The organism is Candidatus Regiella endosymbiont of Tuberolachnus salignus, from assembly GCF_964020115.1.
GTDB classification, from domain to species: Bacteria; Pseudomonadota; Gammaproteobacteria; order Enterobacterales; family Enterobacteriaceae; genus Regiella; species Regiella insecticola.
The window spans coordinates 3,243,346-3,267,621 of sequence record NZ_OZ026542.1; the positions used below are offsets into that span (position 1 = coordinate 3,243,346).

A 24,276-nucleotide genomic window follows, 5' to 3' on the forward strand; every position below is an offset into this window, starting at 1 on the left:
TTTTTTAAAGAGGAACCGTTTACTTTAAATGTATTTAAATTATAATTATTTCAATAAGTTATATGAATACACTTTGTTAACAGTGCCATAGTAAAACGTCCCATGAAATATTAAATAATTTAATTCTTCTTTAGATGTGAGATTAGTCGTCTACGCTTACGAATTTGAGTGGGTGTTAAGGTGTTACGCTTACCAGCAAAAGGGTTTTCACCCTCTTTAAATTGAATGCGGATAGGTGTTCCTATTATTTTTAATGAACGACGAAAATAATTCATCAAATAGCGTTTATAAGCGTCTGTCAAACTACTCACCTGATTACCATGTATGACTATAATAGGAGGATTATACCCCCCCGCATGAGCGTACTTTAGTTTGACTCTACGACCCTGGATCCTAGCTGGCGGATGCTCTTCTTCAGCCATTTGCATAATTCGGGTTAGTAACGAAGTACTGACACGTTTAGTAGACGAATCATAAGCTTCGCACACTGATTTGAATAGATTACCTACACCGCTACCACGTAGCGCAGAAATAAAGTGTATGCGGGCAAAGTCGATAAAATTTAAGCGTAAATCCAAATCATTTTTTACTCGCTGACGATCTTCTGCCTGCATCCCATCCCATTTATTGATGACAATAACTAATGAACGGCCACTGTTTAAGATAAAACCAAGTAATGACAGATCTTGATCAGAAATACCATCCTGAGCATCAATAACGAGCAATACCACATTGGAATCTTCAATCGCTTTCAATGTTTTGATCACTGAAAATTTTTCAACCGTTTCCGTTACTTTTCCACGTTTACGGACACCCGCAGTATCAATCAAAATATATTGGCGTTCATTCCGTGTCATTGGGATATAAATACTGTCGCGGGTCGTACCGGGTAAATCATATACTATCACGCGCTCTTCGCCCAAAATACGATTAGTGAGTGTCGATTTACCTACGTTAGGACGTCCAACAATAGCCAGTTTAATCGGCAAATCTTGTGGATTAAAATTATTCTCTTCAAGTACCGTTTCATTATTTTTTTCTTCCTGTGTAGCCCAATAAGCAGCATTAAACTGTTCATCTGTTAATACCACAGGCTCTTTGGCGGGTATAAATGGTGCCATAACTCGCTCGAGTAATTGTGCAACACCACGGCCATGAGAAGCAGCAATCGCATAAACCTCACCTAAACCCAATGAATAAAAATCAGCGAGAGCGCTATCAGAATCAATACCATCTGTTTTATTGACAAGTAAAAAAGTCGCTTTTTGTCTATTACGTAAATGTTGAGTAATCTCTTGATCTGCTGGTAACATTCCAGCACGACCATCGACAATAAATAATACGATATCCGCTTCTTCAATCGCCAAGAGAGCTTGGCTCGCCATAAGTGTTTCAACCCCTTGTTCAGTGCCATCAACCCCACCAGTATCGATAACAATAAATTCATGGCTTTCAAACTCAGCACGGCCATACTGACGATCACGTGTTAACCCTGGAAAATCGGAAACTAAAGCACTACGGGTGCGTGTTAGATGGTTAAATAAAGTGGATTTACCCACATTTGGGCGTCCAACTAACGCGACAACAGGTATCATTGTTATATCCTTTATTGACTTAATTTTATGTATACCGCTCGCCTTTGAAGCCGCCGCGTTGTTGGCTACGGGTGCTCGCCGAATCACGTAGTAGGTCTACGCTCATCGGTCTCACCCCCTGGCCGCCTTGCCGTAACTCGAAATTCATTGAGTATATTACGGTTTTGCAAGAAGTCTTTTGCCAAGGACGAGCTAAAAATGCTCATTTACGTTATGTAAACTGCACTTTTTAGCTCATTTTTTCCATCAATTGAGCCACGCTAAAGAAAATTTCGAATAGGCTCTTGAACGAATTTGGAGAAATATGAACGAGGAAAAGTTTTTGCCGTTATATTTCAGTTTTTTGACCACCGATACGTGCAAACGCATAAACTGTGCCGTTTTTAGCTTGGATAATCAATTTATTGTCAGCGATGATGGGTGCACTGAGAAAACCCGAGCTATCCACTTGCTGCTGTGCTACAAAACGACCGTCACTTTTATTTATCCAATGCAAATATCCTTTACTATCGCCGACCACCAGATAATCGTCACTATAGATTACGGGAGCTGTTAGATTGCGGTGTAATAAGTCGCTCTGATTCCACAGATTGCGTCCCCCTTCTGCTTTCAATGCCATAATGCGATCATTTTGATCAACCAAGTAGATACAGCTATTATCAACAATAAAATCATTAACCGAACCTATTTCCTGTTGCCATAAAATCTGACCAGAACGTAAATCCAACGCAGTTAAATTGCTGTTGTAAGCTACAGCATAAACTATGTTGTCAACTACCACTGGGGGAGTATCCACATCGTTCAGACGATCAATTTCACTCGCTCCAGCTACTTTAGCAATAGGCTGTTGCCAAATTAATTGGCCTTGTTTCATTGTAACCGCGCTAATACGACCATTATCACCACCAATAATCGCGGCACCGAATGCCGTACTAGGAGCCGATTCCCCACGTAAAGACAACAATGGCATGCCCAGATTCAGCATCCACTTTATTGCACCATTTTCTTCGTCGAGGGCTTGTAACATACCATTACTGGTGTGAATCAGTACCAAACCATCACTCACTACAGGGTGAGATAACGCCTCTCCTGCCACAGGGGTTTCCCATAAGACTCTACCATCATCAGTATGTAATGCGTAAACTATCGCTTTTTCGCTACCAATGTAGAGATTATTTCCTTTCACCGTTAACCCACCAGATAACATCGCTGATTGGTTTTTCATGGTAAATGTCGTTTTTTCAGATAGATTCTTTTGCCATATTTCTTTACCAGTATCTAGGTTGATCGCTTTGACCAAACCTTTTCGATCAGCAGCAAACAGGGATGATCCCTGCCAAGTAGGGCGTAAATGAGAGTAATAATTATTGGTACCACTGCCTACCGAAACACTCCATATTTTTGTCAGGGTGAATTGATTTGTTATTTTCGGCAATGGCGATACAGCCGCTGTATCCTCGTCACGATTAAACAGTGAACAACTACTCAAAAAGACCATTGATAGCAGTCCTGGTAAGAGTATTTTACATAATTGCATGGGAATTCCTCTAGGAGCCTATTCGAAATCTTTTGTACTCGCTGATACGACGGTTTTGCAAGAAGTCTTATAAATTATCTAATTTCAACCGCAACAATGTCTGTAATGTTTGAGCTGCATTGACTTCAGTAGCTTTAGTGTAAGCGGCTCGGGCGGCGGGTATATCGCCTTTGTTTAAAAATATATCACCGCGCACATCTTCAGCCATTGCTACCCAAGCTTCACCCTCTACGCTATTAAGCGTTTTCAGTGCTTGGTCTGAGTTTTTCAATTGTAACTGTAGCCTTGCTAAACGCAGATTCGTTAATGATAAAAGATTTTTATCTTTGGTTTTCGTCAAAGCTAGCATAAGTTGCTGCTCTGCTTTATCAAAAAGCTTCTGCTCAACAAAACGATTGGCTAATTCCAACGCGATAAAAACAGCGTAATTATTATCATTCTCTCGGACAAACTGTTCAGCAACATCATTAGTATTATCGTCAGACTTTGTAACCGCGGCTTTTTTATTATCAGTCAATATTTCACTTACTTGCTGATAAGAAGAAGCCGCATTTTTCATTGCTGTATTTTGATTATTTTGCCAATAGTGCCAACCAATTAAAACAGCGATGATGAGTAGCACACTCACAACGAGTATCTTGGCATTTTCACTAAAAAAACGCCGCACAGCATCCGCTTGCTCGTTTTCAGTGGTATAGGTTTCCACGGTATATTTCTCCTTTAAGAGCCTGCTCGAGAGCGCTTATGCTCGCCGATACTTCGTCAAAAAAGAACTAAAAATGCTCATTTACTCTATGTAGATTGTGCTTTTTAGCTCGTTTTTTCATCAATTGAGTGTCGCTCAAGAAGATTTGGAACAGGCTCTAAGTTAACAGCGCTGCGAGATGTACAGCGATATCAGCTTGCTGTAGTGTTTCTTGTTCACCTGTTGCAAGATTTTTTAGCGTCACTTTTCGAGTTGATAACTCATTACTACCCAATACCAAAGCCAAACGTGCCCCACATTGTTCTGCTCGGGAAAACTGTCTGGCTATTTTACCGCCGCCATGGTGAGTCATTAATTTCAAGCTGGGTATTTTATTGCGCAAATCCTCGGCCAATTGCATAGCAGCACTTTGTGTCCCCTCACCTGAAGCAATAAGATACACATCAATCATTTTTGCCGCAGTAAAATTGGGATTAACTGCTTGCACCAGAAGAATAAGCCGTTCCAGCCCCATCGAAAAACCTATCCCGGGCGTGGCTTGTCCACCTAATTGCTCTACCAGTTCATCGTAGCGACCACCCGCACAAATGGTGCCTTGTGCCCCTAAGTTTTTTGTTATCCATTCAAACACGGTGTGATTATAATAATCTAATCCACGTACTAACCGAGGATTAACTTTGTATTTTATATTGGTTTGATCTAAAAATGCGCACAAACTCGCAAAATGCTGTTTTGATTTTTCATCGAGGTATTCAGAAAGCGCCGGAGCATCATGAAGTAATTGTTGAATATTGGGATTTTTAGAATCGAGCACCCTTAATGGGTTAACGTACATACGACGTTGACAGTCTTCATCCAGCTTGTTTTTATGTATTTCTAAAAATGCCACTAGAGCATCACGATATCTGGCTCTTTCTTGCAAAGAACCAATGGAGTTCAGTTCAAGTTCAACATGATCTGCAATTCCCAATTCACGCCAGCAACGCGCTGTTAGCATGATTAATTCCGCATCTATATCTGCCCCAAACAAACCAAATACTTCAGCACCTAATTGATGAAATTGCCGATAACGCCCTTTTTGGGGTCGTTCGTGACGAAACATCGGACCGATATACCATAAACGTTGTTGCTGATTGTATAGCAAACCATGTTCTATTCCCGCGCGTATACAGCCGGCGGTGCCTTCTGGGCGTAGCGTTAGATTTTCGCCATTACGATCATCAAAGCTGTACATTTCTTTTTCTACCACATCGGTCATTTCACCAATGGCGCGTTTGAATAACTGGCTTTGCTCGACAATCGGTAAACGTATTTCACTGTAACCATAACGACTAAGTACCCGTTTAACTACATCTTCAACATGTTGCCATAATGCTGTTTCTGTCGGTAAGCTGTCGTGCATACCACGAATAGCTTGGATTTTTTTTGCCTTTGTCACATTTTCTCTCTAATCAATCTCTATATACCCTTCGCCTTTGAAGTCGTGTTGGTTGCGGGTGCTCACCGCATCACGTAGTATGTCTACGCTCATCCCGTAACTCGAAATTCATTGGGTATAATCCAACTCGGTATTTTTCTGCGCTTATTTCAGTCAAAGGTACAAAGTATGCTTTGCGTCTTCTCAACTGTCTCATTATTGATGGATTAAAACATAACGTGACAGTGAAAAGTGAAAAAGGGTTTTATGTTAGCTTACAGGCTTTCGCGTTGATCAATTTCAATACGGTTTTTTTTATCTAATACAGCGGCCTTTGCGCGAATTTTAGCTTCAAGTTGGTCAATGATATTATTATTATCAAGACGTTCTTTAAGACGTACACCATCTTCATAAAAGCCACTTTTATTACTGGCACCGGTAATACCCATCGTTGAAACCAAGGCTTCACCTGGGCCGTTCACCACACAACCGATAATGGAAATATCCATGGGTGTGATCACATCTTCTAACCGTTGTTCGAGAGCATTCACCGTCTTGATAACGTCAAATTCTTGCCTTGAACAAGTTGGACAGGCAATAAAGTTGATCCCTCGCGAACGAATGCGTAACGATTTGAGAATATCAAAGCCGATTTTGATTTCTTCTATTGGATCGGCAGCCAGCGAGACACGTATTGTGTCACCGATACCTTCAGAGAGTAACAAGCCTAAACCTATGGCAGACTTCACCGCGCCACTACGCAGCCCACCGGCTTCAGTAATGCCTAAATGCAATGGCTGGTCGATCTCTTTTGCCAATAGACGATAAGAAGCAACGGCTAAAGCAACGTCAGAGGCTTTTACGCTGACTTTAAATTGATTGAATTTAAGGCGGTCAAGAATATCCACGTGACGAATGGCGGATTCTACCAGTGCTTCTGCTGTTGGCTCTCCATACTTTTCCTGAATATCTTTTTCTAATGAGCCAGCATTAATACCAATACGAATGGGAATATTTTTATCGCGAGCACAAGCCACTACCTCGCGGATACGATTTTCGTTGCCGATATTGCCCGGATTAATACGCAAACAATCAACGCCGTATTCAGCGACTTTTAAAGCGATACGGTAGTCAAAATGGATATCAGCAACGAGCGGCACATTAATCTGCTCTTTGATCAGTTTGAACGCTTCGGCTGCATCCATTGTTGGAACCGAGACGCGTACAATATCGGCACCAACACGTTCCAGAGCAAGAATTTGTTTGACGGTAGCTTCTACGTCAGTCGTTTTGGTGTTGGTCATGGATTGCACAGCAATCGGTGCACCATTACCAATAGGAACCTTACCAACATAAATCCGTTGCGATTTACGGCGTGTAATGGGGCATGGATTCTGCACTTAATTTTCTCCTCCTATCTACGTTACTTGGCAGTGCCCTTCGCCTTTGTGTTGACTTCTCGCACTCATCCTCTGTCATGTACTATTTGTACACTCCTGGGATTCGATTGATTACCGCCTTGCCGTAACTACTCGAAATTCACTGGGTATATAATATCCCATTTGATCATGAAAAATGGCTATTCTTCACCTAGAGTGAAGCGGGCTACTCTATCCGTTTTGATAAATCGAGTTAAATCTACGGGTTTATCTTGATACACCACTGTAACCGCACTAGGTACACCAATAATCAGTTTATAAGGTGATTTGCCTGCCACGTTGAGCGTTGCATTTTTTTTTTGCATACCACTAAACAATTTTTTACCACTGCCATCAATAATCTGTAACCAACAATTAGCAGAAAAATTCATTGTTAAGTTATTCGTCAGTGGTAACGCATTATCGAGTGCAGTATCCGTATCGGTATTGGATACGGATGCTTGTATTAGTGCATTATCTGTCGATTCTGGATCCAAAATTTTTGGAGTACTCGGTATCATATCCTGGCTGCTAGCGGTTGAATTATCCGTATTCGTTAAAATAACGGCTGAACTCAAAGTTGACTGAGGAGAGGTGAACACTTCTTCGTTTGCATTATCAGCAGACCAACGTTTTGCATTTTTTTGTTTATCAGTAAGATTACCACTCTCGTGCTGCGGTAGCGCAGACTCCTCTCCTTGCAGCAAAGACATGGGAGATTGATTGGCCATTTTCGCGATTTCTTCCTGATGAATTTGATAATTTTGCCACCACCAGGCACCAGTCAAACCAAGTACAACCAATATAATTAGCCATGTAAATCCCATTAACCAACCATCACGTTTTTGACGTTTTTTCCCAAGAGAGAAATTTTGCATCGACGGGGATCTCATGATCTCTATTGCTGTGTCTTGTTTGGGTCTCGGCAACAACTCGTCTTCTGGAATATGAACCAGTTTGGCATAAGAACGAATGTAGCCCCGTTGAAATGTTGAAGCCAGACTCTCTTGCATTTTGTCTTCTTCAATATCACGTATGGTGCACATTTTTAGACACAGACGTTTTGCGACTGCCTGCTCTGTAAGCCCTAAGGCTTCACGTGCTTGACGCAGGCGTGTACCTGTCGTCTCTGTAACAATTTTATCTTGGCCAGTTTCAGTATTCATGGGCGAGAAAATGCCGGTATTGTTCAGATTGTGGGAAATTTTGCGCCAGCTGTTGTCCATAGTGTTGTACGCTATCCTGACTACCAGCCAACGCGGCGAAACGAATTTGTAACCATAGACTTTTAGCATTTTTTGGTAAAATATCTAGGTATACATCAAGTAATAATTGTGCTTTCACATAATTTTTATGTCTAAATTGCCTTTCAGCTTCCGCCAATAATACTGCACTTTTATCAGGGTCATATTTCAATGCACGGCTTAACATAACACGAGCTTTATCATTTTGATCAGCTTGTAAAAAACAGTAGCCTGCATTTTCAATACTATTGATGACTTGACCATAATCAGGTAACAATGCCGCGGTATTGAATTGTTGCTGTGCGGATATATATTGCCCTAAACTACATAAAAACGCACCGTAATTATTTAGTATAATACCATTGTTTGGAGCCAGTTTCATTGCCTGCTGATAACGTAGTTGTGCAGCGTTGTTTTCACCAATGCGTTGCTCGTAAAGCGCCATGGCTAAATGAGCGCGGTAATTCTGTGGATGAGCACGCAACACTTTAATAATGTTTTGCCGAGCGGCATTGAGATCACCCCTCGCCAAATATTCTAAACTGAGCTGCAAACGCGCTTGCCCTGCCGTTACTTGGCTTGTTATCTCGGGCGCTACTGAGCAGCCGGTTAAGATGCTCGCTGTCAAATACATTACCAACAATATTAGCTTCATGCTTTTTTATCGTCCTTGAAAGCTTATATGACAATTTAAATAACAGTTAGTTATTTAAATGTAAATCCCTAACCCGATTTAAATTATTTTTATGTTGATTGCAATAGCAGCAATTTTCGTTAACATGCGAGTACATGATGAGGCGAGCAGTCAACACCGCCGTAACTTGAAAGGCGAAGGGTATACAAGCCGTCTAAAGTATCAGTGAGCACAAGAGATTTCGAAGGCGCCTAATTTCATGCACAGAAAAAATTGATAAACAGAGTATAATAGCCTCTCTAAATGTTCTGTTTTATTTTCGATTCTAAGGAGCTTGTATGCCTATCACGGCTAACATTTTACACCGTGACAGTTTTAATTTTTTAAAAAATCAGTTACCTAGCATTTTGTTGCTGGCATTATTGAGTGCATTGATTACCGTCATATTGAATCAGATTTTTCTTCTTGATGCTGAACCGTTAAACAGTTTAGAGATAGCGAGCCGTGATTTGACCTCTTCTTCGGGAATGGGGATTAAAGAAATGGTGCAGCTGATGACACCTGAACAACAGATAATTTTGCTTAAAATATCAGCTGTTGCTACTTTTTCGGCATTGTTAGGGAATGTGTTACTTATCGGTGGCACATTAGCCCTGATCACTTTAGTCTCTCAAGGCAACTACCTCAGCTTATGGCAAGTCATTGGTGTGGCTTTGCCAACATTACCCCGATTGGGTTTGTTGACCTTTATTTGTACACTATTGGTTCAATGCGGACTGGCACTTTTTATTGTACCCGGTGTTGTTATTGCTTTAGCGGTATCTTTAGCTCCTATCATTATCACCAATGAAAAAATCGGCATTTTTGCAGCAATTAAAGCCAGTGCAACATTAGCTTTCGCCAATATTCGCTTAATAGTACCGGCGATGATATTGTGGTTTAGTGTAAAATTATTAATATTACTTATAATTAGCAAGATAATTTTATATTTTCCGGTGGTAGCAGATATAATATTAAGCACATTAAATAATGTGGTATCGACGTTGTTGCTGGTTTACCTATTTCGCCTGCATATGCTGCTACATAATCGTTAATTTTTGGATTAGAAACAAAATAGGATTGGAGCAGATTATCAGTTATCAGATTACACTATAGACATGGCTTTCTGTCCCCTTTGCAGTTTACGGAAGTGAACGATGTTTTTAATTCGTGAAAAAATTGAAGAAAAACTTAGAAAAGAATTTAACCCCACTCATCTAGAGGTTATTAATGAAAGCTACAATCATAATGTTCCCGCAGGCTCTGAAAGTCATTTCAAAGTTGTGATTGTCAGTGATCAGTTTTCTAACCAGCGCCATTTACAACGCCATCGGGAAGTCTATAGTTTATTGAAAGAGGAGTTTATAGGGGGCGTTCACGCACTTGCCTTACATACTTATACTGAGAAAGAGTGGGAAAATTTGCAAGATACCGTCCTCGTTTCACCACCTTGCCGTGACGCAGGACCCTTCGATTTGAATTAAATATAAAGATACATTTCTTATTAATTAATCAATTTTGTATGATTTCATAAAGATACTGTTTGTATTAGAATGCCTGATTGTTAGTTTTATCTGTAGTGAATGGAGAGAATAGATGTCGAAACAATTTCAGCGGATCTTACAAACCTGTATTTTTTTATTTTTGCTGATTCCAGCAAGTTGGGCGAGTAAGGGTTGGCAACCGTTGACAGAAACCATTCATAAAAGTGCAGATGATCCTCGTCAATATCAGGCTGTAAAATTAATTAATGGTATAACCGTATTGTTAATTTCTGATGTGATGGCACCAAAGTCCTTAGCGGCATTGGCACTGCCGGTTGGTTTTTTGGAGGATCCTAATACACAATTGGGTTTAGCACATTATGCAGAGCATATGGTTTTACAGGGTTCGCAACGTTTTCCTGAATCGGATGACTTTGCTAACTTTCTGAAAAAACATGGTGGCAGCTATAACGCAAGTACTGCGTCTTACCGTACGGGCTATTATCTTGAAGTTGAAAACAAAGCATTAACACCTGCCGTTGAACGTCTTGCTGATGCAATTGCCGCACCGTTATTCAAGCCTATTAACGCTGATCGAGAACGTCATGCGGTTCATGCAGAGGCGTCAATGGCACGTTCCAGCGATGGTATTCGCATGTGGTTAATAGACGGTGAAACACTTAATCCAGCGCACCCTTTTGCGCGTTTTCCGATCGGCAACTTAGATACCCTACAAGATAAACCAGACAGTAAATTGCAGGATGAATTAATCAAATTTCATCAACGCTATTATTCAGCAAATATTATGGTTGCGGTACTTTATAGCAATCAATCATTGGCAAAATTAGCAGAATTGGCAGCTAACACCTTCGGAAAAATAAGCAATCGCAATGTGGAAGTTCCCTTAATTACAGTGCCCGTTGCAACTTCTGAACAAACGGGGATTATTATCCATACTGTCCCAGCGCAACCCCGTAAACAGCTAAAAATAGATTTCCGTATTGATAATAATAGTGCGGCTTTCCGCAGTAAAACAGATGATTATATTAGTTATTTGATCAGTAATACCAGCGACAATACGCTTTCTGACTGGTTACAAAAACAAGGATTAGCCGATGCGATTAAGGCAGAAGTGGATCCAATGAGTGCACGTAACGGCGGGGTATTTACTATTGAGGTTTCCTTAACTGATAAAGGATTAGCACAGCGGGATAAAATTATTGCAGCCATCTTCAACTATTTAAATCTATTACATAAAAATGGCATTAAAAAGAGTTATTTTGATGAAATGGCGCGTATGCTGAATTTAGATTTTCGTTACCTCTCCGTTACACGAGACATGAATTATATACATGAATTGGTCGATATGATGTTGCGTGTACCCGTCACTCACGTGTTAGACGCACCCTATTTGGCCGATCGATTCGATCCTGAAGCCATCACAGCAAGACTCGCGGAAATGACGCCTGAAAAAGCCCGCATTTGGTTTATCAGCCCTGAAGAGCCTCATAATAAAGTGGCGTATTTTCTCAATGCCCCTTATCAGGTTGATAAAATGAGTACTCAGCAGCTCACTAACTGGAAACAATTGGCTAACGATCTTACTTTCTCATTACCCACATTAAACCCCTATATTGCCAATGATTTTTCTTTAATTGAAAATAAAAAATCAGGCATTGTACATCCACACAAGATCCTTGATGAACCCGGATTGCGGGTGTTCCACATGCCGAGTCAATACTTTGCCAATGAACCCAAAGCTGACATCTCTATCGCTTTTCGTTTTGAAGCCGCCCAAAATTCGGCACGCCATCAAGTACTCTTTGCCCTAACCCATTATTTGGCAAATCGCTCTCTTAATCAGCTTCGTACTCAAGCAGATGTTGGTGGGATACAATTTTCGATTGGATCGAACCAGGGGTTGTATATTAATGCCCATGGTTTCACGCAGCGACTGCCTAATTTATTGCTCACATTATTAAAACAATACTCTGCTTTTACACCGACGAAAGAGCAGCTAGAGCAAGCCAAATCCTATTATCGTGAACAATTAGAGATTAATGAAAAAAGACGGGCGTTTGAACTCGCAATTTATCCCGTTAAGATGTTATCTCAGGTTCCTTATACCGAACGGGCTGAGCGGCAAAAAACGCTTGATCATATTAACGTGCAAGATATTGTCAATTATCGGAATGATTTACTACAACGGGCGGCGGTTGAAATATTAGCTATAGGTAATATATTGCCTCAACAAGTCAATGTATTAGCGCAATCACTTAAAAAACAACTCGCGTTTAATGGAACCACTTGGTCGATAGAAAAAGATATTGTTATTGATAAAACACAATTAGCCAACCTTGAACGTATCAGTGGCAGCACCGATACCGCTTTAGCTGCAGTTTACGTCCCAATCGGTTACAGTGAAATCGAAAGTAAAGCTTACAGTCATTTGCTGACTCAAATCATTCACCCCTGGTTCTTTGAGCAGTTAAGAACACAAGAGCAACTTGGTTATGCCGTTTTTTCAGCGCCAATAGTGATTGGGAAACAGTGGGGAGTGGGTTTCATACTACAGAGTAGCAGCAAACAACCCGATTACCTTTATCAGCGGTATCTGGCATTTTATCCTCAAATACTAAAACGTTTAGAAGAAATGACACCGGCGGATTTTTCACAATATCAACAGGGGTTAATTAATACACTACAACAACGGCCTCAAACGTTAGCGGAAGAAGCAAATCGTTATGAAAGTGATTTTAATCGCCATCGTTTTACCTTTGATCATCGTCACAATATGATTGAACAAGTGAAAAAGCTTAATCAAAAATCATTAGTCAATTATTTTCAGCAGGCGGTGATAAAACCTCAAGGATTAGCCTTACTTTCTCAGGTTAAAAGCCAGGAACCAGCGTTATTGAAAAATGGTGATTATGCAACGATGACGGAATGGATCACCTATCCTACTATTTCAGCTCTGCAAGCTACTATGCCCAGAGTTACACCGCCAGCGGGATCCCCTCAAACCAGCCATTAAGAATACCAACAAATATATGAAAGCGAACTCCCCACAATCACTTGAGCCACTAAGCTTACCATTGTGGGGAGAACGCCTCATCGAAGCGTCTGCCGGAACAGGTAAAACATTTACCATAGGTGTGCTGTATTTACGTTTACTGTTGGGACTGGGTGGCGACACGGCTTATCCACGCCGCTTAACAGTGGAAGAAATTTTAGTCGTCACCTTTACTGAAGCGGCAACAGAGGAATTAAAAGGGAGGATCCGCAGCAATATTCATCGCTTGCGGATAGCCTGTGTACGTGGAGCCAGCGATGATGCGATGGATCAGGCATTATTAAATGAGATAACGGATCTGGCTGACGCGGCAGCGCAATTGTTAGCGGCGGAACGGCAAATGGATGAAGCGGCTATTTATACTATTCATGGCTTTTGCCAAAGAATATTAGCGGCTAATGCTTTCGAATCTGGCATTTTATTTGAACAAACCTTAATCCATGATGAATTACCGCTACGTCGGCAAGCTTGTGCCGATTTTTGGCGCCGGTATTGTTATCCACTTTCCTTGCATGAAGCGCGAGCGGTAAGCCAAGAATGGCAAGGGCCTGAACAACTACTCAATGATCTCTCTCCGTATTTACAAGGTGAAGTGCCACAATTTCGCCAAGCGCCAAAGGATCAAAGTATTAGTCAGCGTCACCAACAAATAGTGACCAAAATTGATGAACTGAAAACACATTGGTGCCAAAAAGCCGATAAATTGGCTGCATTAATCAGCGATTCTGCTGTCGACAAACGCAGCTATAGCAGTAAAAATCTCCCTCATTGGTTAACCATAGTCACCCAATGGGCAGAGCAGGAAACCCGTGATTATTTTTTACCCCAAGCGCTGGCTAAATTCCGTCAGTCCGTTTTGTATGATAAAACTAAACAAGACAATCCCCCAGAAGATGCGCTATTTTTGGCCATCGACCAACTATTTTCCGACCCCCTAACGTTACGTGATCTCATTATCACAAAGGCCATCAGGGAGATCCGCGAAGCGGTTCAACAAGAAAAACGTCAACGGGCAGTACTGGGTTTTGATGATTTATTAAGTCGTTTGGACACGGCCTTACAACAATCGGCAGGAGAGTCGTTAGCCGCCGCGATCCGTAGCAATTATCCCCTCGCGATGATCGATGAATTTCAGGATACTGATCCGCAACAATACCGTATTTTTAATCGTATTTACGCTAATCAAGAGCATTGTGGACTGTTGTTGATTGGTGATCCCAAACAAGCCATTTATGCCTTCCGCGGCGCCGATATTTTTACTTATATTCGTGCCCGCGCTGAAATTAATGCCCATTACACTTTATCGACTAACTGGCGTTCTTCTCATCAGATGGTGCGATCTGTCAATCGATTGTTTAATCAAGTTAATGTGCCTTTTTTATTTGAGCAAATTCCCTTTGTTAATGTTATTGCGGCGAAAAAAAATGCCGAATTAGCCTTCGAAATCGATAAAAAAATACAACCTGCACTCCATTTTTGGTTACAACCTGGAGAAAAAGTCAATCTCGGTGAATACCAACAACTCATGGCTCAGCAATGCGCGACACAAATACGCGATTGGCTTACGGCAGGACAACTTGGACGCGCCAACTTAATCACCCAAAAAGGGTCTCGCCCCGTTCAAGCATCAGATATCACTATCTTAGTCCGTAATCGTACTGAGGCCATGGTAGTCAGAAAAGCGTTAAATATGCTGGCTATTCCCTCTATTTATTTATCGAGTCAGGACAGTGTCTTTGATACTCCAGAAGCCAAAGATTTATTTTGGTTGTTACAAGCCGTGTTGGCTCCAGAGCAAGAACGCACTTTACGTTGTGCAATGGCGACCAGTTTACTGGGACTTGATATAAAAAAATTAGATCAATTAAACCATAATGAACAAGCTTGGGATGCACTGGTCGATGAATTTGATGGTTACCGCCAACATTGGCGGAAACATGGCATTTTACCCATGTTACGAGAGATCATAACCCGGCGCGAACTGGCCGAGAATTTGTTAGCCAGCCCAGGGGGTGAAAGGCGCTTGACTGATTTACTCCATTTGGGAGAACTGTTACAAACAGCAGCAACACAGCTTGACAGTGAACATGCATTAGTCCGTTGGATAGCGCAACAAATCTCACAGCCTGAACGACACGCTGAACATCAACAACTGCGGCTGGAAAGTGATGCGCCTTTGGTTAAAGTGGTCACTATCCATAAATCAAAAGGATTAGAATATCCTTTGGTCTGGTTGCCGTTTATCGTTAATTTTCGTCAACAACATGAAGCGTTTTATCATGATCGTCAAAATTTTACCGCTATGCTGGATCTTAATCCTAATGATGAAAGTAAAAAATTGGCTCAGCAGGAACGCCTAGCGGAAGATTTACGTTTACTTTATGTGGCCTTAACCCGTTCGGTTTACCACTGTAGTATAGGGATCGCACCTTTAACCAAAGGCAGCCGTAAACAAGGTAACAGTGATTTACATCAAACCGCTATCGGTTATTTGTTGCAAAGAGGGGAGTCAGGTGATGCTGATTATTTGGCAGAACAATTAGCAATATTGATGACAACAGACAGCAAAAGCGAGGATATTGCCGTATCTGTGGTGGCGACACTGGATAAACAAATTTGGCAACCGCAAAAATCGACAAAAATTCCACTTGCAGCAAAAATATTTACGCGACAAATACAAGATCATTGGCGCGTGACCAGTTATTCAGGGTTACAACAGGCTTTCCAATCATCCGTAGAGCCAATATCACAACCGCAAGATGTCGTTAAATCAGTAGACAAACCAACGTGGTTAACGCCATTAAACAATGATACCGTGAGTAAAACGGTATCGCTGGTAAATAATTTGACACCACACCATTTCCCTCGTGGTGCAATAGCGGGAACATTTTTGCATGGGCTACTCGAGCTGCTTGATTTTAGTCAACCCATCGACCTGGAATGGCTAACCGATCAACTCCTACAAAAGGGTTTTGACACTATTTGGTCACCGGTATTACACCAATGGTTAACCGATATTTTACATACCCCATTGAACGAAACAGGGGTAAGCTTGGCGAGTTTGACGCCAGCGAATAAACAGGCAGAATTACAATTTCATCTACCGATCAATAGTCTATTGCAAGCAAATGAATTAGATAATTTGATCAAACAATATGATCCCATATCAGCGCGTTGTCAGGCATTGAATTTTCAACAAGTGCAAGGAATGCTAAAAGGTTTTATTGATTTGGTGTTTTGCTGGCAAGGGAAATTTTATCTATTGGATTATAAATCGAATTGGTTAGGTGAAGACAGTCGTGCTTACCACCCTACAGCAATGACCATGAGCATGGCTGAACATCGCTATGATTTGCAATATCAGCTCTATACCTTAGCATTGCATCGTTATCTAGGTCATCGCTTAACTGATTATGATTATCAGCGACATTTCGGCGGGGTGATCTATTTATTTTTACGTGGGATTGATGCTAACTACCCAGGTAATGGTGTTTTTTCCTACCGCCCTCAACAACAATTAATTCACGCATTAGATGATCTATTTAGCAGAGAGATCACTGCCACATGATGATGGAATTATTAGATCAGGCTATCCGTGAGCGATTATTACGTCCTATTGACGTGCAGTTTGCCCGCATGATCGCGCCGGATCATTGTCCTGCGTTACAGCTGGCCGCCGCCTACCTTAGCGCTGAAGTAGGCGCTGGACATATCTGTTTACCCATAACAAGTTTGCAACCTCAATGTTTATTTGCTGGCCGTCAACCTGAGCTTACTCGAGCACTGTGGCATGCCGCCAAAGCGCCGGATGTACAATGTTGGCGTGACAGTTTGCAATGCTCGCCCTCTGTTAGTGATGGCTCACAACCCACTCCCTTAGTTTTACAGTATGATCGGCTTTATCTGCAAAGGATGTGGCAAAGTGAAGGCGATGTCGTCCGTTTTATTGCCGGTAGCAGAGTTAATGAGGCGATCAATGAAAATCAGCTGCGAAATATTTTAGATCAACTCTTTGGTACTGATACTGATGAGGTCGATTGGCAAAAAATAGCAGCAGCAGTGGCAGTAACAGGAAAAATATCGGTCATTTCAGGTGGACCAGGCACCGGTAAAACCACCACGGTAGCAAAATTGCTCATTGCCTTAGTACGCTTAACCGCAGGGGCTCAGCTGCGTATTCAGTTGGCGGCACCTACCGGTAAAGCCGCCGCACGTTTAAGCGAGTCTTTGGGGAAAACCTGGCAACAATTAGCGCTTAATGAAATAGAACGTAAGCTATTGCCTGATCAAGCTTCAACTCTGCATGGTTTACTTGGGATACAGCTTAATGGCCAAGGGGTGCGCTATCATCCCGCTAATCCGTTAAATCTTGATGTTTTGGTGGTCGATGAAGCTTCAATGGTTGATTTGCCCATGATGGCAAAATTAATTGCTGCATTGCCCGCTAAAGCCCGCGTGATTTTTCTCGGTGATAGAGATCAATTAGCATCAGTAGAAGCCGGTGCAGTCTTTGGTGATATCTGTCGTTTGGCTGTCTTAGGTTACAGTGCGCCCCGTGCTGAGCAATTAGCCCGCGTGACCGGTTACCGATTAGATCAGCTCTGTAATTATCATCGGGAAAAGAAAAATGAGACGTTGACAACACAAACCCGTGTTGGTGATAGCCTCTGTTTATTGAAAAAAAGTTACCGCTTTGATAAAAAATCAGGCATAGGACAACTTGCTGAAGCCGTGAACACAGGCAAATATCAACGGGCTTTATCTGTTTTGCAAAGAAACCACACTGACGTTGAATATGTGGTATTAACTGAAGCTGAAAATTATAAAGCCTTACTGCAAGCCAGTGTGATAGGGTATCAGACCTATCTTGAACAGGTTATGCAAGGTAATGATGCAGCTGAGATATTAGCCGCTTTTAACCGTTATCAATTGCTCTGCGCGCTACGCGCTGGACCCTTTGGTGTCAGTGGTTTAAACCAGCAAATTGAACACATGTTACGGAACAAAGGCTTGATTCGACGTTCAAAGAGGCTATCTAACGACTGGTATAGCGGACGTCCTATTATGATTGGACGTAACGATAGCGCACTTGGATTATTCAACGGTGATGTTGGCATTGCGTTACCTGGTGCTCATGGCCATCTGCGTGTTTATTTTCAATTGCCAAATGGTGATATTAAATCAGTACAACCTAACCGTTTACCCTACCACGACACGGCATACGTAATGACCGTACACAAATCTCAAGGCTCAGAATTTGAGCATACTGCTTTAGTACTCCCCCCCCATTTTTCACCGTTAATAACACGTGAATTACTCTACACTGGCATTACCCGCGCACGAAGGAAACTAACGCTTTATGCGTCTCATCAGGTTTTAAATCACGCTATTAATACATCAACGTTAAGACGTAGTGGCTTGATTGATCGCTTATATAGCCGAATCAAATCAGACTGATTCGGCTATATAAAATTAAAGATCATGATAAAAATAACCGTATAGATTTATTGTTGCAGGAAAAGAGCATGCCTGGGTGCTATATTAAAGCCTAGCAGGTTGCTGTAGTGGCTCGTTCGAAATTTCTTGTGTTCGCATACACAGCGGTTGCTGTGCGTTGGGCACTTTTTTTCCCCTTTTTTTCTCAAATTGCGTGTCGCTCAGAGAAAATTTTGAACAGGCTCTAAACAAATAAAAATTATTGGTAATGTTTGTCAAGAAACCAGCAAGAGTAATTGCCAATTTATCCAGTATGCTGTAAAACCTTGGCGTTTATGCTGGGGATATAAGGCATGGTTTTCCAACTAACCTGTGTTAAAATTTTGTGGCTAATAGCGAAGGCTTCGGCCTAGCTATGACGGCAATTGGTACCGCAGGGCATGCGGGATTTTAAGCCTGTGGAGAGTAGGCGCAGTTAGGTCACTCTATACCCTTCGTCTTTGAAGTTGCCTTCGGCTGCCAAGGCGACCGACCGATGAGCGTAGACATACCATGAGGGCGAGCAGCACCCGCAGCCAACATCAAAGGCGAAGGGTATATGAAGCAGGAACCCACTGAGGCGAGTCAGGCTTCGGTCTGAACTGTAGGAATCCTCGCCATTTAGGGTCGGGGAGGATGTCAAAGCGGCCTGAATTTTCCCCGCTTAGGGGGGTTCAATATACGTATTACCAATTCATTGTACGTGTAAATGTAGGAGAAGCATCATGCAAAAAGGGCAAAAACATCCGAATTCGTCCCTGAGCATTCTCGCTATCGCTGGGGTGGAGCCTTATAAAGAAAAGCCCGGCGAAGAGTACATGAATGTTGATCAGCTAGCGCATTTCAAAAAAATTTTAACAGCATGGAGTCATCAGCTCAGAGATGAGGCAGACAAGACGATCAGCCACATGAAAAATGACGGAGCTAACTTCCCTGATCCCATTGACCGAGCAGCTCAAGAAGAAGAATTTAGCCTTGAATTACGAAGCCGCGATCGTGAATGTAAACTTATCAAGAAAATAGAAAAAACCCTGAACAACATTGAAGGTGACGATTTTGGCTATTGTGAAGAGTGCGGTGTAGAAATTGGTATTCGCCGTTTAGAAGCAAGGCCTACCGCAACTATGTGCATTGACTGTAAAACCCTAGCTGAAATAAGGGAAAAACAGATGACAGGTTAAAGTATTATACCCTTCGTCTTTGAAGTTGCCTTCGGCTGCCAGGGCGGGCGGGCGATGAGCGTAGACCTACTATGTGATTCGGCGAGCACCCGCAGCCAACAACGCGGCGGCTTCAAAGGCGAAGGGTATAAAGGGTAAAAACATGGTAAAATACATCCGTTGTTAATGCCGACAACGAGGGGTGCCAAAACTTGTTTTTGGTATCCCTTAACGTAATAAAAACTATCATTTTTTTATTACCTAGGCTGCTGGTATTTTGCTCTTTACGCGAACCCATGATTGTTTATTTTAAAAACCCCACAACGTTCTCAAAAGAAGCACAGTAGGTTACTATTAACCATTACTTTTCTGTAATTATGTTTTTTTATTCATTACTGTCGAGGTGTACCATTTTTACCCGAGTAGCTAAAATCTACCGCAATGTGCTGATATATAAAAATAAAATATTTCGTAAAGATAATATTGCTAGTACGCATAACCCCCTCAATAAAAGCAATACGCAGTCGTTGCCAGAAAAAAAGCACCTTATGACCACCACTCCGCGAGATAAACATAACATTTCTCGTAAAGATATCAGCGATAATGCCTTGAAAGTGCTGTATCGGCTAAATAAATCAGGCTATGAAGCTTATTTAGTCGGTGGTGGTGTCCGCGATTTACTGCTTGGTAAAAAACCACAAGATTTTGATATTGCGACTAACGCTACACCAGAACAGGTACGTAAACTATTTCGTAATTGTCGTCTGATTGGTCGCCGTTTCCGTTTAGCGCATATTATGTTTGGACGCGATATTATTGAAGTCGCTACTTTTCGTGGTCATCATGAGCAAGAATTGAGTAAAAATAATGATAAGAATGCTTCTCAGCAAGCGCAAAGCGGGATGTTGTTGCGAGATAATATCTTTGGATCTATTGAAGAAGATGCCCAACGTCGTGATTTCACTATCAATAGTCTCTATTATGGCAGTTCAGATTTTGTACTGAGGGATTATTGTGGTGGACTCCATGATCTAAAACAAAGTGTGATTCGCTTAATCGGCGATCCTGAAGTGCGTTATCGGGAAGACCCGGTACGAATGTTACGTGCCGTGCGTTTTGCAGCCAAATTGGATATGACCATTAGCCCTGAGACAGCAGAGCCTATTAAGCGTATGGCTTCATTATTGAGTCATATTCCACCAGCGCGATTGTTTGAAGAGTCACTTAAATTGTTGCAAGGGGGTTATGGCTATAAAAGCTATCTAAAACTGTGTGAGTACCAGCTTTTCCAACCGTTATTTCCATTAATATTTAATCACTTTACTGAACGCCAAGATTCACCAATGGAGCGTATTTTAGTTCAGGTGCTAAAAAACACCGATGATCGTTTACACAATGATAAACAAGTCAATCCGGCATTTTTATTTGCGACGATGTTGTGGTATCCATTGATTGAACATGCGCAGAAGCTAAAACAGGAAAGTGGTTTGGCATATCATGAGGCTTTCTCTTTGGCGATGAACGATGTGTTGGAACTAGAGAATCGCTCATTAGCTATTCCGAAACGCATCACTATCGTCATCAGAGAGATTTGGTCGTTGCAGCTACGCTTGCCACGCCGTGAAGGGGGGCGAGCGTATAAGTTGATGCAACATCCAAAATTTCGCGCCGCCTATGATCTGCTGATGCTACGTGCTGAAGCTGAGAATAATCAAATATTACAGAAGTTAAGTCACTGGTGGATTCAATTTCAAGCAGCGACGTTAGAACAAAAAAAATCAATGCTAGCAACTTTAGCAACATCACGCCGCCCACGTCGCCCCACAAAGCAAAAATCCGTACATCACAGTGAATAAGAATCGACATGATCCCTGTTTATACCTGGGATCCTTCAAGTTGCCGCTAGACGGCCAGGGCGCCCGACCGATGAGCGTGGACATACTACCTGATGAGGGTGAACACCCGCAGCCAACAACGCGGCAGCTTCAAAGACGAAGGGTATATATCGCGTTGGGTAGTAATCTGGCCTCCCCTCTACTACAAATAAATTCTGCCTTAGAGGCATTGGCACTTTTACCTGATACTACACTGATAAAATGTTCTCCATTTTATCGCAGTAAGCCTTTAGGAGCACAAGAACAGCCAGATTATCTTAACGCCGTAGTTGCGTTAGATACATTACTCCCCGCCGAAAAATTACTGGATCATAGCCAAGCTATTGAACGCGCCCAGGGGCGAGTACGTAACAATCAGCGATGGGCTCCCCGAGAGCTAGATTTAGATATTATGTTATATGCTGATCAGACTATTAATACTGAGCGGCTTACTGTTCCTCATTATGGTTTGCTAGAGCGAGAGTTTATGCTTTACCCTTTAGCGGATATCGCTCCTGGATTAATTTTACCAAACGGTGAATCGATAGCCGAAAAGCTAGAAAAATTACCTAAAAATGGTTTAGTACTTTGGTGATCCGTATTAAATTCGCCTAAAAAGCGGTTCGAAATTTCTTGTATACCCAATGAGTTTCGAGTTACGGCAAGGCGGCCAGGGCGACCGACCGATGAGCGTAGACAGACTATGTGATTCGGCGAGTACCCGCAGCCAACGCCGTCGTAACTTGAAAGGCGAAGGGTATATTGGCTTATAAAAAGAAGGCTACAATTGTGACTACCACTTTGTTTAAAGATTTTCAATTTGAAGCGGCTCATCGGCTGCCCAATGTACCTGAAGGGCATAAGTGTGGTCGTTTGCATGGCCATTCTTTTTCGCTCAGGCTGGAAGTGACAGGTGAGGTCGATCCTACATTCGGTTGGGTCATGGATTTTGCTGCATTGAAAACTCAATTTGAGCCCATTTTACAACGCTTAGATCATCATTATTTAAATGATATAGAGGGGTTAGAAAATCCCACCAGTGAAGTACTCGTCGCTTGGATTTGGCAACAGCTGAAGCCAAAGCTGCCTGAATTGAGTGCGGTGACAATAAAAGAAACCTGTTCTGCTGGCTGCGTTTATAGGGGTGAATAGTATATTCTATACCCTTTGCCTTTGAAGTTGCCTTCGGTTGCCAGGGGTGAGGCTGATGAGCATAGACATACCATGAGGGCGAACCCACGCAGCCAACAACACGACATATACCATCTTCAAATGCTTTGACTTTGAATAGCCGTCTATTTTCTTTTAACCCATGGAGGAATTGCGAGCATTATGTTGCAAGAAATAACCCAATTTATTAGCCAACATCCCATTCTGAGCATCGCTTGGATAACTTTATTTATCATTTTTATTGTTAGTATCTTTAAAAGTTTTTTTTCTAACATTAAAGAAATTACTCGAGCGGAAGCAATACATTTAATTAATAAAGAAAATGCAACAGTGGTTGATATCCGAGCACCTGAAGATTATCGCCGAGGCCACATTCTTGGGGCGATTAATCTTGCCACCAAAGAGATAAAAAATAATAATTTACAGCAATTAAAAAAACATAAAATGCGGCCTATTATCGTGGTTTGTGCCACTGGCACAACAGCAATTAGCCTGGCTAAAAATCTCAACAAGGCAGGATTTGAGTCTGTGTTAGTTTTAAAAGAGGGGATATCAGGTTGGAGTGGAGAAAATTTGCCCCTAGTACGAGGTAAATAAAAATTTTACAGGGTTCTATACCCTTCGCCTTTGAAGTTGCCGCTAGGCGGCCAGGGTGTGAGACCAATGAACGCGTATACCCAATGAATTTCGAGTTACGGCAAGGCGGCAATCAATCGAATCGGTACATGACTGAGGATGAGTGATCGCTGCCAACGCCGCCGTAACTTGAAAAGCGAAAGGTATATCTAATTTTTAAATCTAAGGGTATGCATACCAATGTCAACACAAGACAAAACCGATATGATGTTCCAAATCCAACGTATTTACACTCAAGACATTTCTTTCGAAGCGCCTAATGCCGTGGATTTTTTTCAAAAAGACACGCAACCAGAGATTAAAGTTGACCTAGCAACCGAGTCTAAAAAATTAAAGGGTGAAAAGTTAGCGGATAATTTATTTGAAGTGGTACTCCGCATCGAAGTGAAAGCAATCTTTGATGAAAAAACGGCATTTATCTGTGAGGTTAAGCAAGCGGGGATTTTCTCCATTGAAGGTATGGACGATGCTAAATTAGAGCACTGTTTAGGTGCATATTGCCCGAATTTACTTTTTCCTTATGCGCGAGAATGTATCTCAAATTTGATTTCCAGAGGCACTTTCCCACCGTTAAATTTAGCGCCCGTTAACTTTGATGCCCTGTTTATGAATTATTTACAAAAAAAGCAAGATCAAGATATAGCCGAATCAGTTTAATGTGATTCAAGGCGGAGGAGCGCAGACAGTACAAATAGTACGGCAAGCGACGACAACACTTAAATCAAATTAAAATGATTTGGCTATATACCCTTCGTCTTTGAAGTTGCCTTCGGCTGCCAGGGCGACCGACCGATGAGCGTAGATAAACTACGTG

At 41.9% G+C, this 24,276-nt stretch carries 20 protein-coding genes; 12 read left to right on the forward strand and 8 right to left on the reverse strand.

Annotated features, from left to right (window positions below):
* Window positions 1–119: 119 nt before the first annotated feature.
* The 8 genes from der to pilW form a co-directional block, all read right to left on the reverse strand.
* The gene (der, locus tag AACL30_RS16020; protein WP_339057331.1) at window positions 120–1,595 is read right to left on the reverse strand and encodes a ribosome biogenesis GTPase Der; all 1,476 of its coding nucleotides are present in this window, start codon (window positions 1,593–1,595) and stop codon (window positions 120–122) included.
* 25 nt (window positions 1,596–1,620) lie between these two features.
* Window positions 1,621–1,743: a hypothetical protein gene (locus AACL30_RS16025; protein ID WP_339057332.1), complete on the reverse strand. Its 123-nt coding sequence runs from the start codon at window positions 1,741–1,743 to the stop codon at window positions 1,621–1,623.
* A gap of 180 nt (window positions 1,744–1,923) precedes the next feature.
* Window positions 1,924–3,132 (reverse strand): outer membrane protein assembly factor BamB, encoded by a 1,209-nt coding sequence (gene bamB, locus AACL30_RS16030; RefSeq protein ID WP_339057333.1) that lies wholly within the window; start codon window positions 3,130–3,132, stop codon window positions 1,924–1,926.
* 67 nt (window positions 3,133–3,199) lie between these two features.
* Window positions 3,200–3,838 carry a YfgM family protein gene (locus AACL30_RS16035; protein ID WP_339057334.1) on the reverse strand — a complete coding sequence of 213 codons (639 nt, stop codon included), beginning with the start codon at window positions 3,836–3,838 and terminating at the stop codon, window positions 3,200–3,202.
* A 157-nt stretch (window positions 3,839–3,995) separates the two neighbouring features.
* Window positions 3,996–5,276 (reverse strand): histidine--tRNA ligase, encoded by a 1,281-nt coding sequence (gene hisS, locus AACL30_RS16040; RefSeq protein ID WP_339057335.1) that lies wholly within the window; start codon window positions 5,274–5,276, stop codon window positions 3,996–3,998.
* 254 nt (window positions 5,277–5,530) lie between these two features.
* Window positions 5,531–6,655, reverse strand: coding sequence for a flavodoxin-dependent (E)-4-hydroxy-3-methylbut-2-enyl-diphosphate synthase (gene ispG / locus AACL30_RS16045; protein WP_339057336.1), 1,125 nt, complete (start codon window positions 6,653–6,655; stop codon window positions 5,531–5,533).
* A 179-nt stretch (window positions 6,656–6,834) separates the two neighbouring features.
* Entirely contained in the window at window positions 6,835–7,839 is a 1,005-nt protein-coding gene (rodZ, locus tag AACL30_RS16050) for a cytoskeleton protein RodZ (RefSeq protein ID WP_339058503.1), read from the reverse strand.
* Complete coding sequence (pilW, locus tag AACL30_RS16055) at window positions 7,829–8,572, reverse strand: type IV pilus biogenesis/stability protein PilW (protein ID WP_339057337.1); 744 nt, start codon at window positions 8,570–8,572, stop codon at window positions 7,829–7,831. The genes rodZ and pilW overlap by 11 nt, the downstream gene beginning before the upstream one ends.
* Window positions 8,573–8,889: 317 nt before the next feature.
* Between pilW and AACL30_RS16060 the strand changes: the two genes are divergently transcribed.
* The 12 genes from AACL30_RS16060 (at window position 8,890) to secB (ending at window position 24,119) form a co-directional block, all read left to right on the forward strand.
* A complete protein-coding gene (locus AACL30_RS16060) occupies window positions 8,890–9,645 on the forward strand; it encodes a YciC family protein (RefSeq protein ID WP_339057338.1) in 756 nt (251 codons plus the stop codon).
* Window positions 9,646–9,747: 102 nt separating this feature from the next.
* Window positions 9,748–10,074, forward strand: a complete 327-nt coding sequence (bolA, locus tag AACL30_RS16065; RefSeq protein ID WP_339057339.1) for a transcriptional regulator BolA — start codon at window positions 9,748–9,750, stop codon at window positions 10,072–10,074.
* Window positions 10,075–10,186: 112 nt separating this feature from the next.
* Window positions 10,187–13,108 (forward strand): pitrilysin, encoded by a 2,922-nt coding sequence (ptrA, locus tag AACL30_RS16070; RefSeq protein ID WP_339057340.1) that lies wholly within the window; start codon window positions 10,187–10,189, stop codon window positions 13,106–13,108.
* 16 nt (window positions 13,109–13,124) lie between these two features.
* A complete protein-coding gene (gene recB / locus AACL30_RS16075; protein ID WP_339057341.1) occupies window positions 13,125–16,715 on the forward strand; it encodes an exodeoxyribonuclease V subunit beta in 3,591 nt (1,196 codons plus the stop codon).
* Complete coding sequence (recD, locus tag AACL30_RS16080; RefSeq protein WP_339058504.1) at window positions 16,715–18,604, forward strand: exodeoxyribonuclease V subunit alpha; 1,890 nt, start codon at window positions 16,715–16,717, stop codon at window positions 18,602–18,604. Before recB ends, recD begins: the two co-directional genes overlap by 1 nt.
* A gap of 743 nt (window positions 18,605–19,347) precedes the next feature.
* Window positions 19,348–19,803: an RNA polymerase-binding protein DksA gene (gene dksA, locus AACL30_RS16085; protein WP_339057342.1), complete on the forward strand. Its 456-nt coding sequence runs from the start codon at window positions 19,348–19,350 to the stop codon at window positions 19,801–19,803.
* A 389-nt stretch (window positions 19,804–20,192) separates the two neighbouring features.
* A complete protein-coding gene (gene pcnB / locus AACL30_RS16090; protein ID WP_422389610.1) occupies window positions 20,193–21,638 on the forward strand; it encodes a polynucleotide adenylyltransferase PcnB in 1,446 nt (481 codons plus the stop codon).
* Window positions 21,639–21,720: 82 nt separating this feature from the next.
* Window positions 21,721–22,251: a 2-amino-4-hydroxy-6-hydroxymethyldihydropteridine diphosphokinase gene (gene folK / locus AACL30_RS16095; RefSeq protein ID WP_339058505.1), complete on the forward strand. Its 531-nt coding sequence runs from the start codon at window positions 21,721–21,723 to the stop codon at window positions 22,249–22,251.
* 49 nt (window positions 22,252–22,300) lie between these two features.
* Window positions 22,301–22,429 carry a hypothetical protein gene (locus AACL30_RS16100; protein ID WP_339057344.1) on the forward strand — a complete coding sequence of 43 codons (129 nt, stop codon included), beginning with the start codon at window positions 22,301–22,303 and terminating at the stop codon, window positions 22,427–22,429.
* A 16-nt stretch (window positions 22,430–22,445) separates the two neighbouring features.
* Window positions 22,446–22,808, forward strand: coding sequence for a 6-carboxytetrahydropterin synthase QueD (gene queD / locus AACL30_RS16105; RefSeq protein ID WP_339057345.1), 363 nt, complete (start codon window positions 22,446–22,448; stop codon window positions 22,806–22,808).
* A 180-nt stretch (window positions 22,809–22,988) separates the two neighbouring features.
* Window positions 22,989–23,423 (forward strand): rhodanese-like domain-containing protein, encoded by a 435-nt coding sequence (locus AACL30_RS16110; protein ID WP_339057346.1) that lies wholly within the window; start codon window positions 22,989–22,991, stop codon window positions 23,421–23,423.
* 219 nt (window positions 23,424–23,642) lie between these two features.
* A complete protein-coding gene (secB, locus tag AACL30_RS16115) occupies window positions 23,643–24,119 on the forward strand; it encodes a protein-export chaperone SecB (protein ID WP_339057347.1) in 477 nt (158 codons plus the stop codon).
* The last annotated feature ends 157 nt before the right edge of the window (window positions 24,120–24,276 follow it).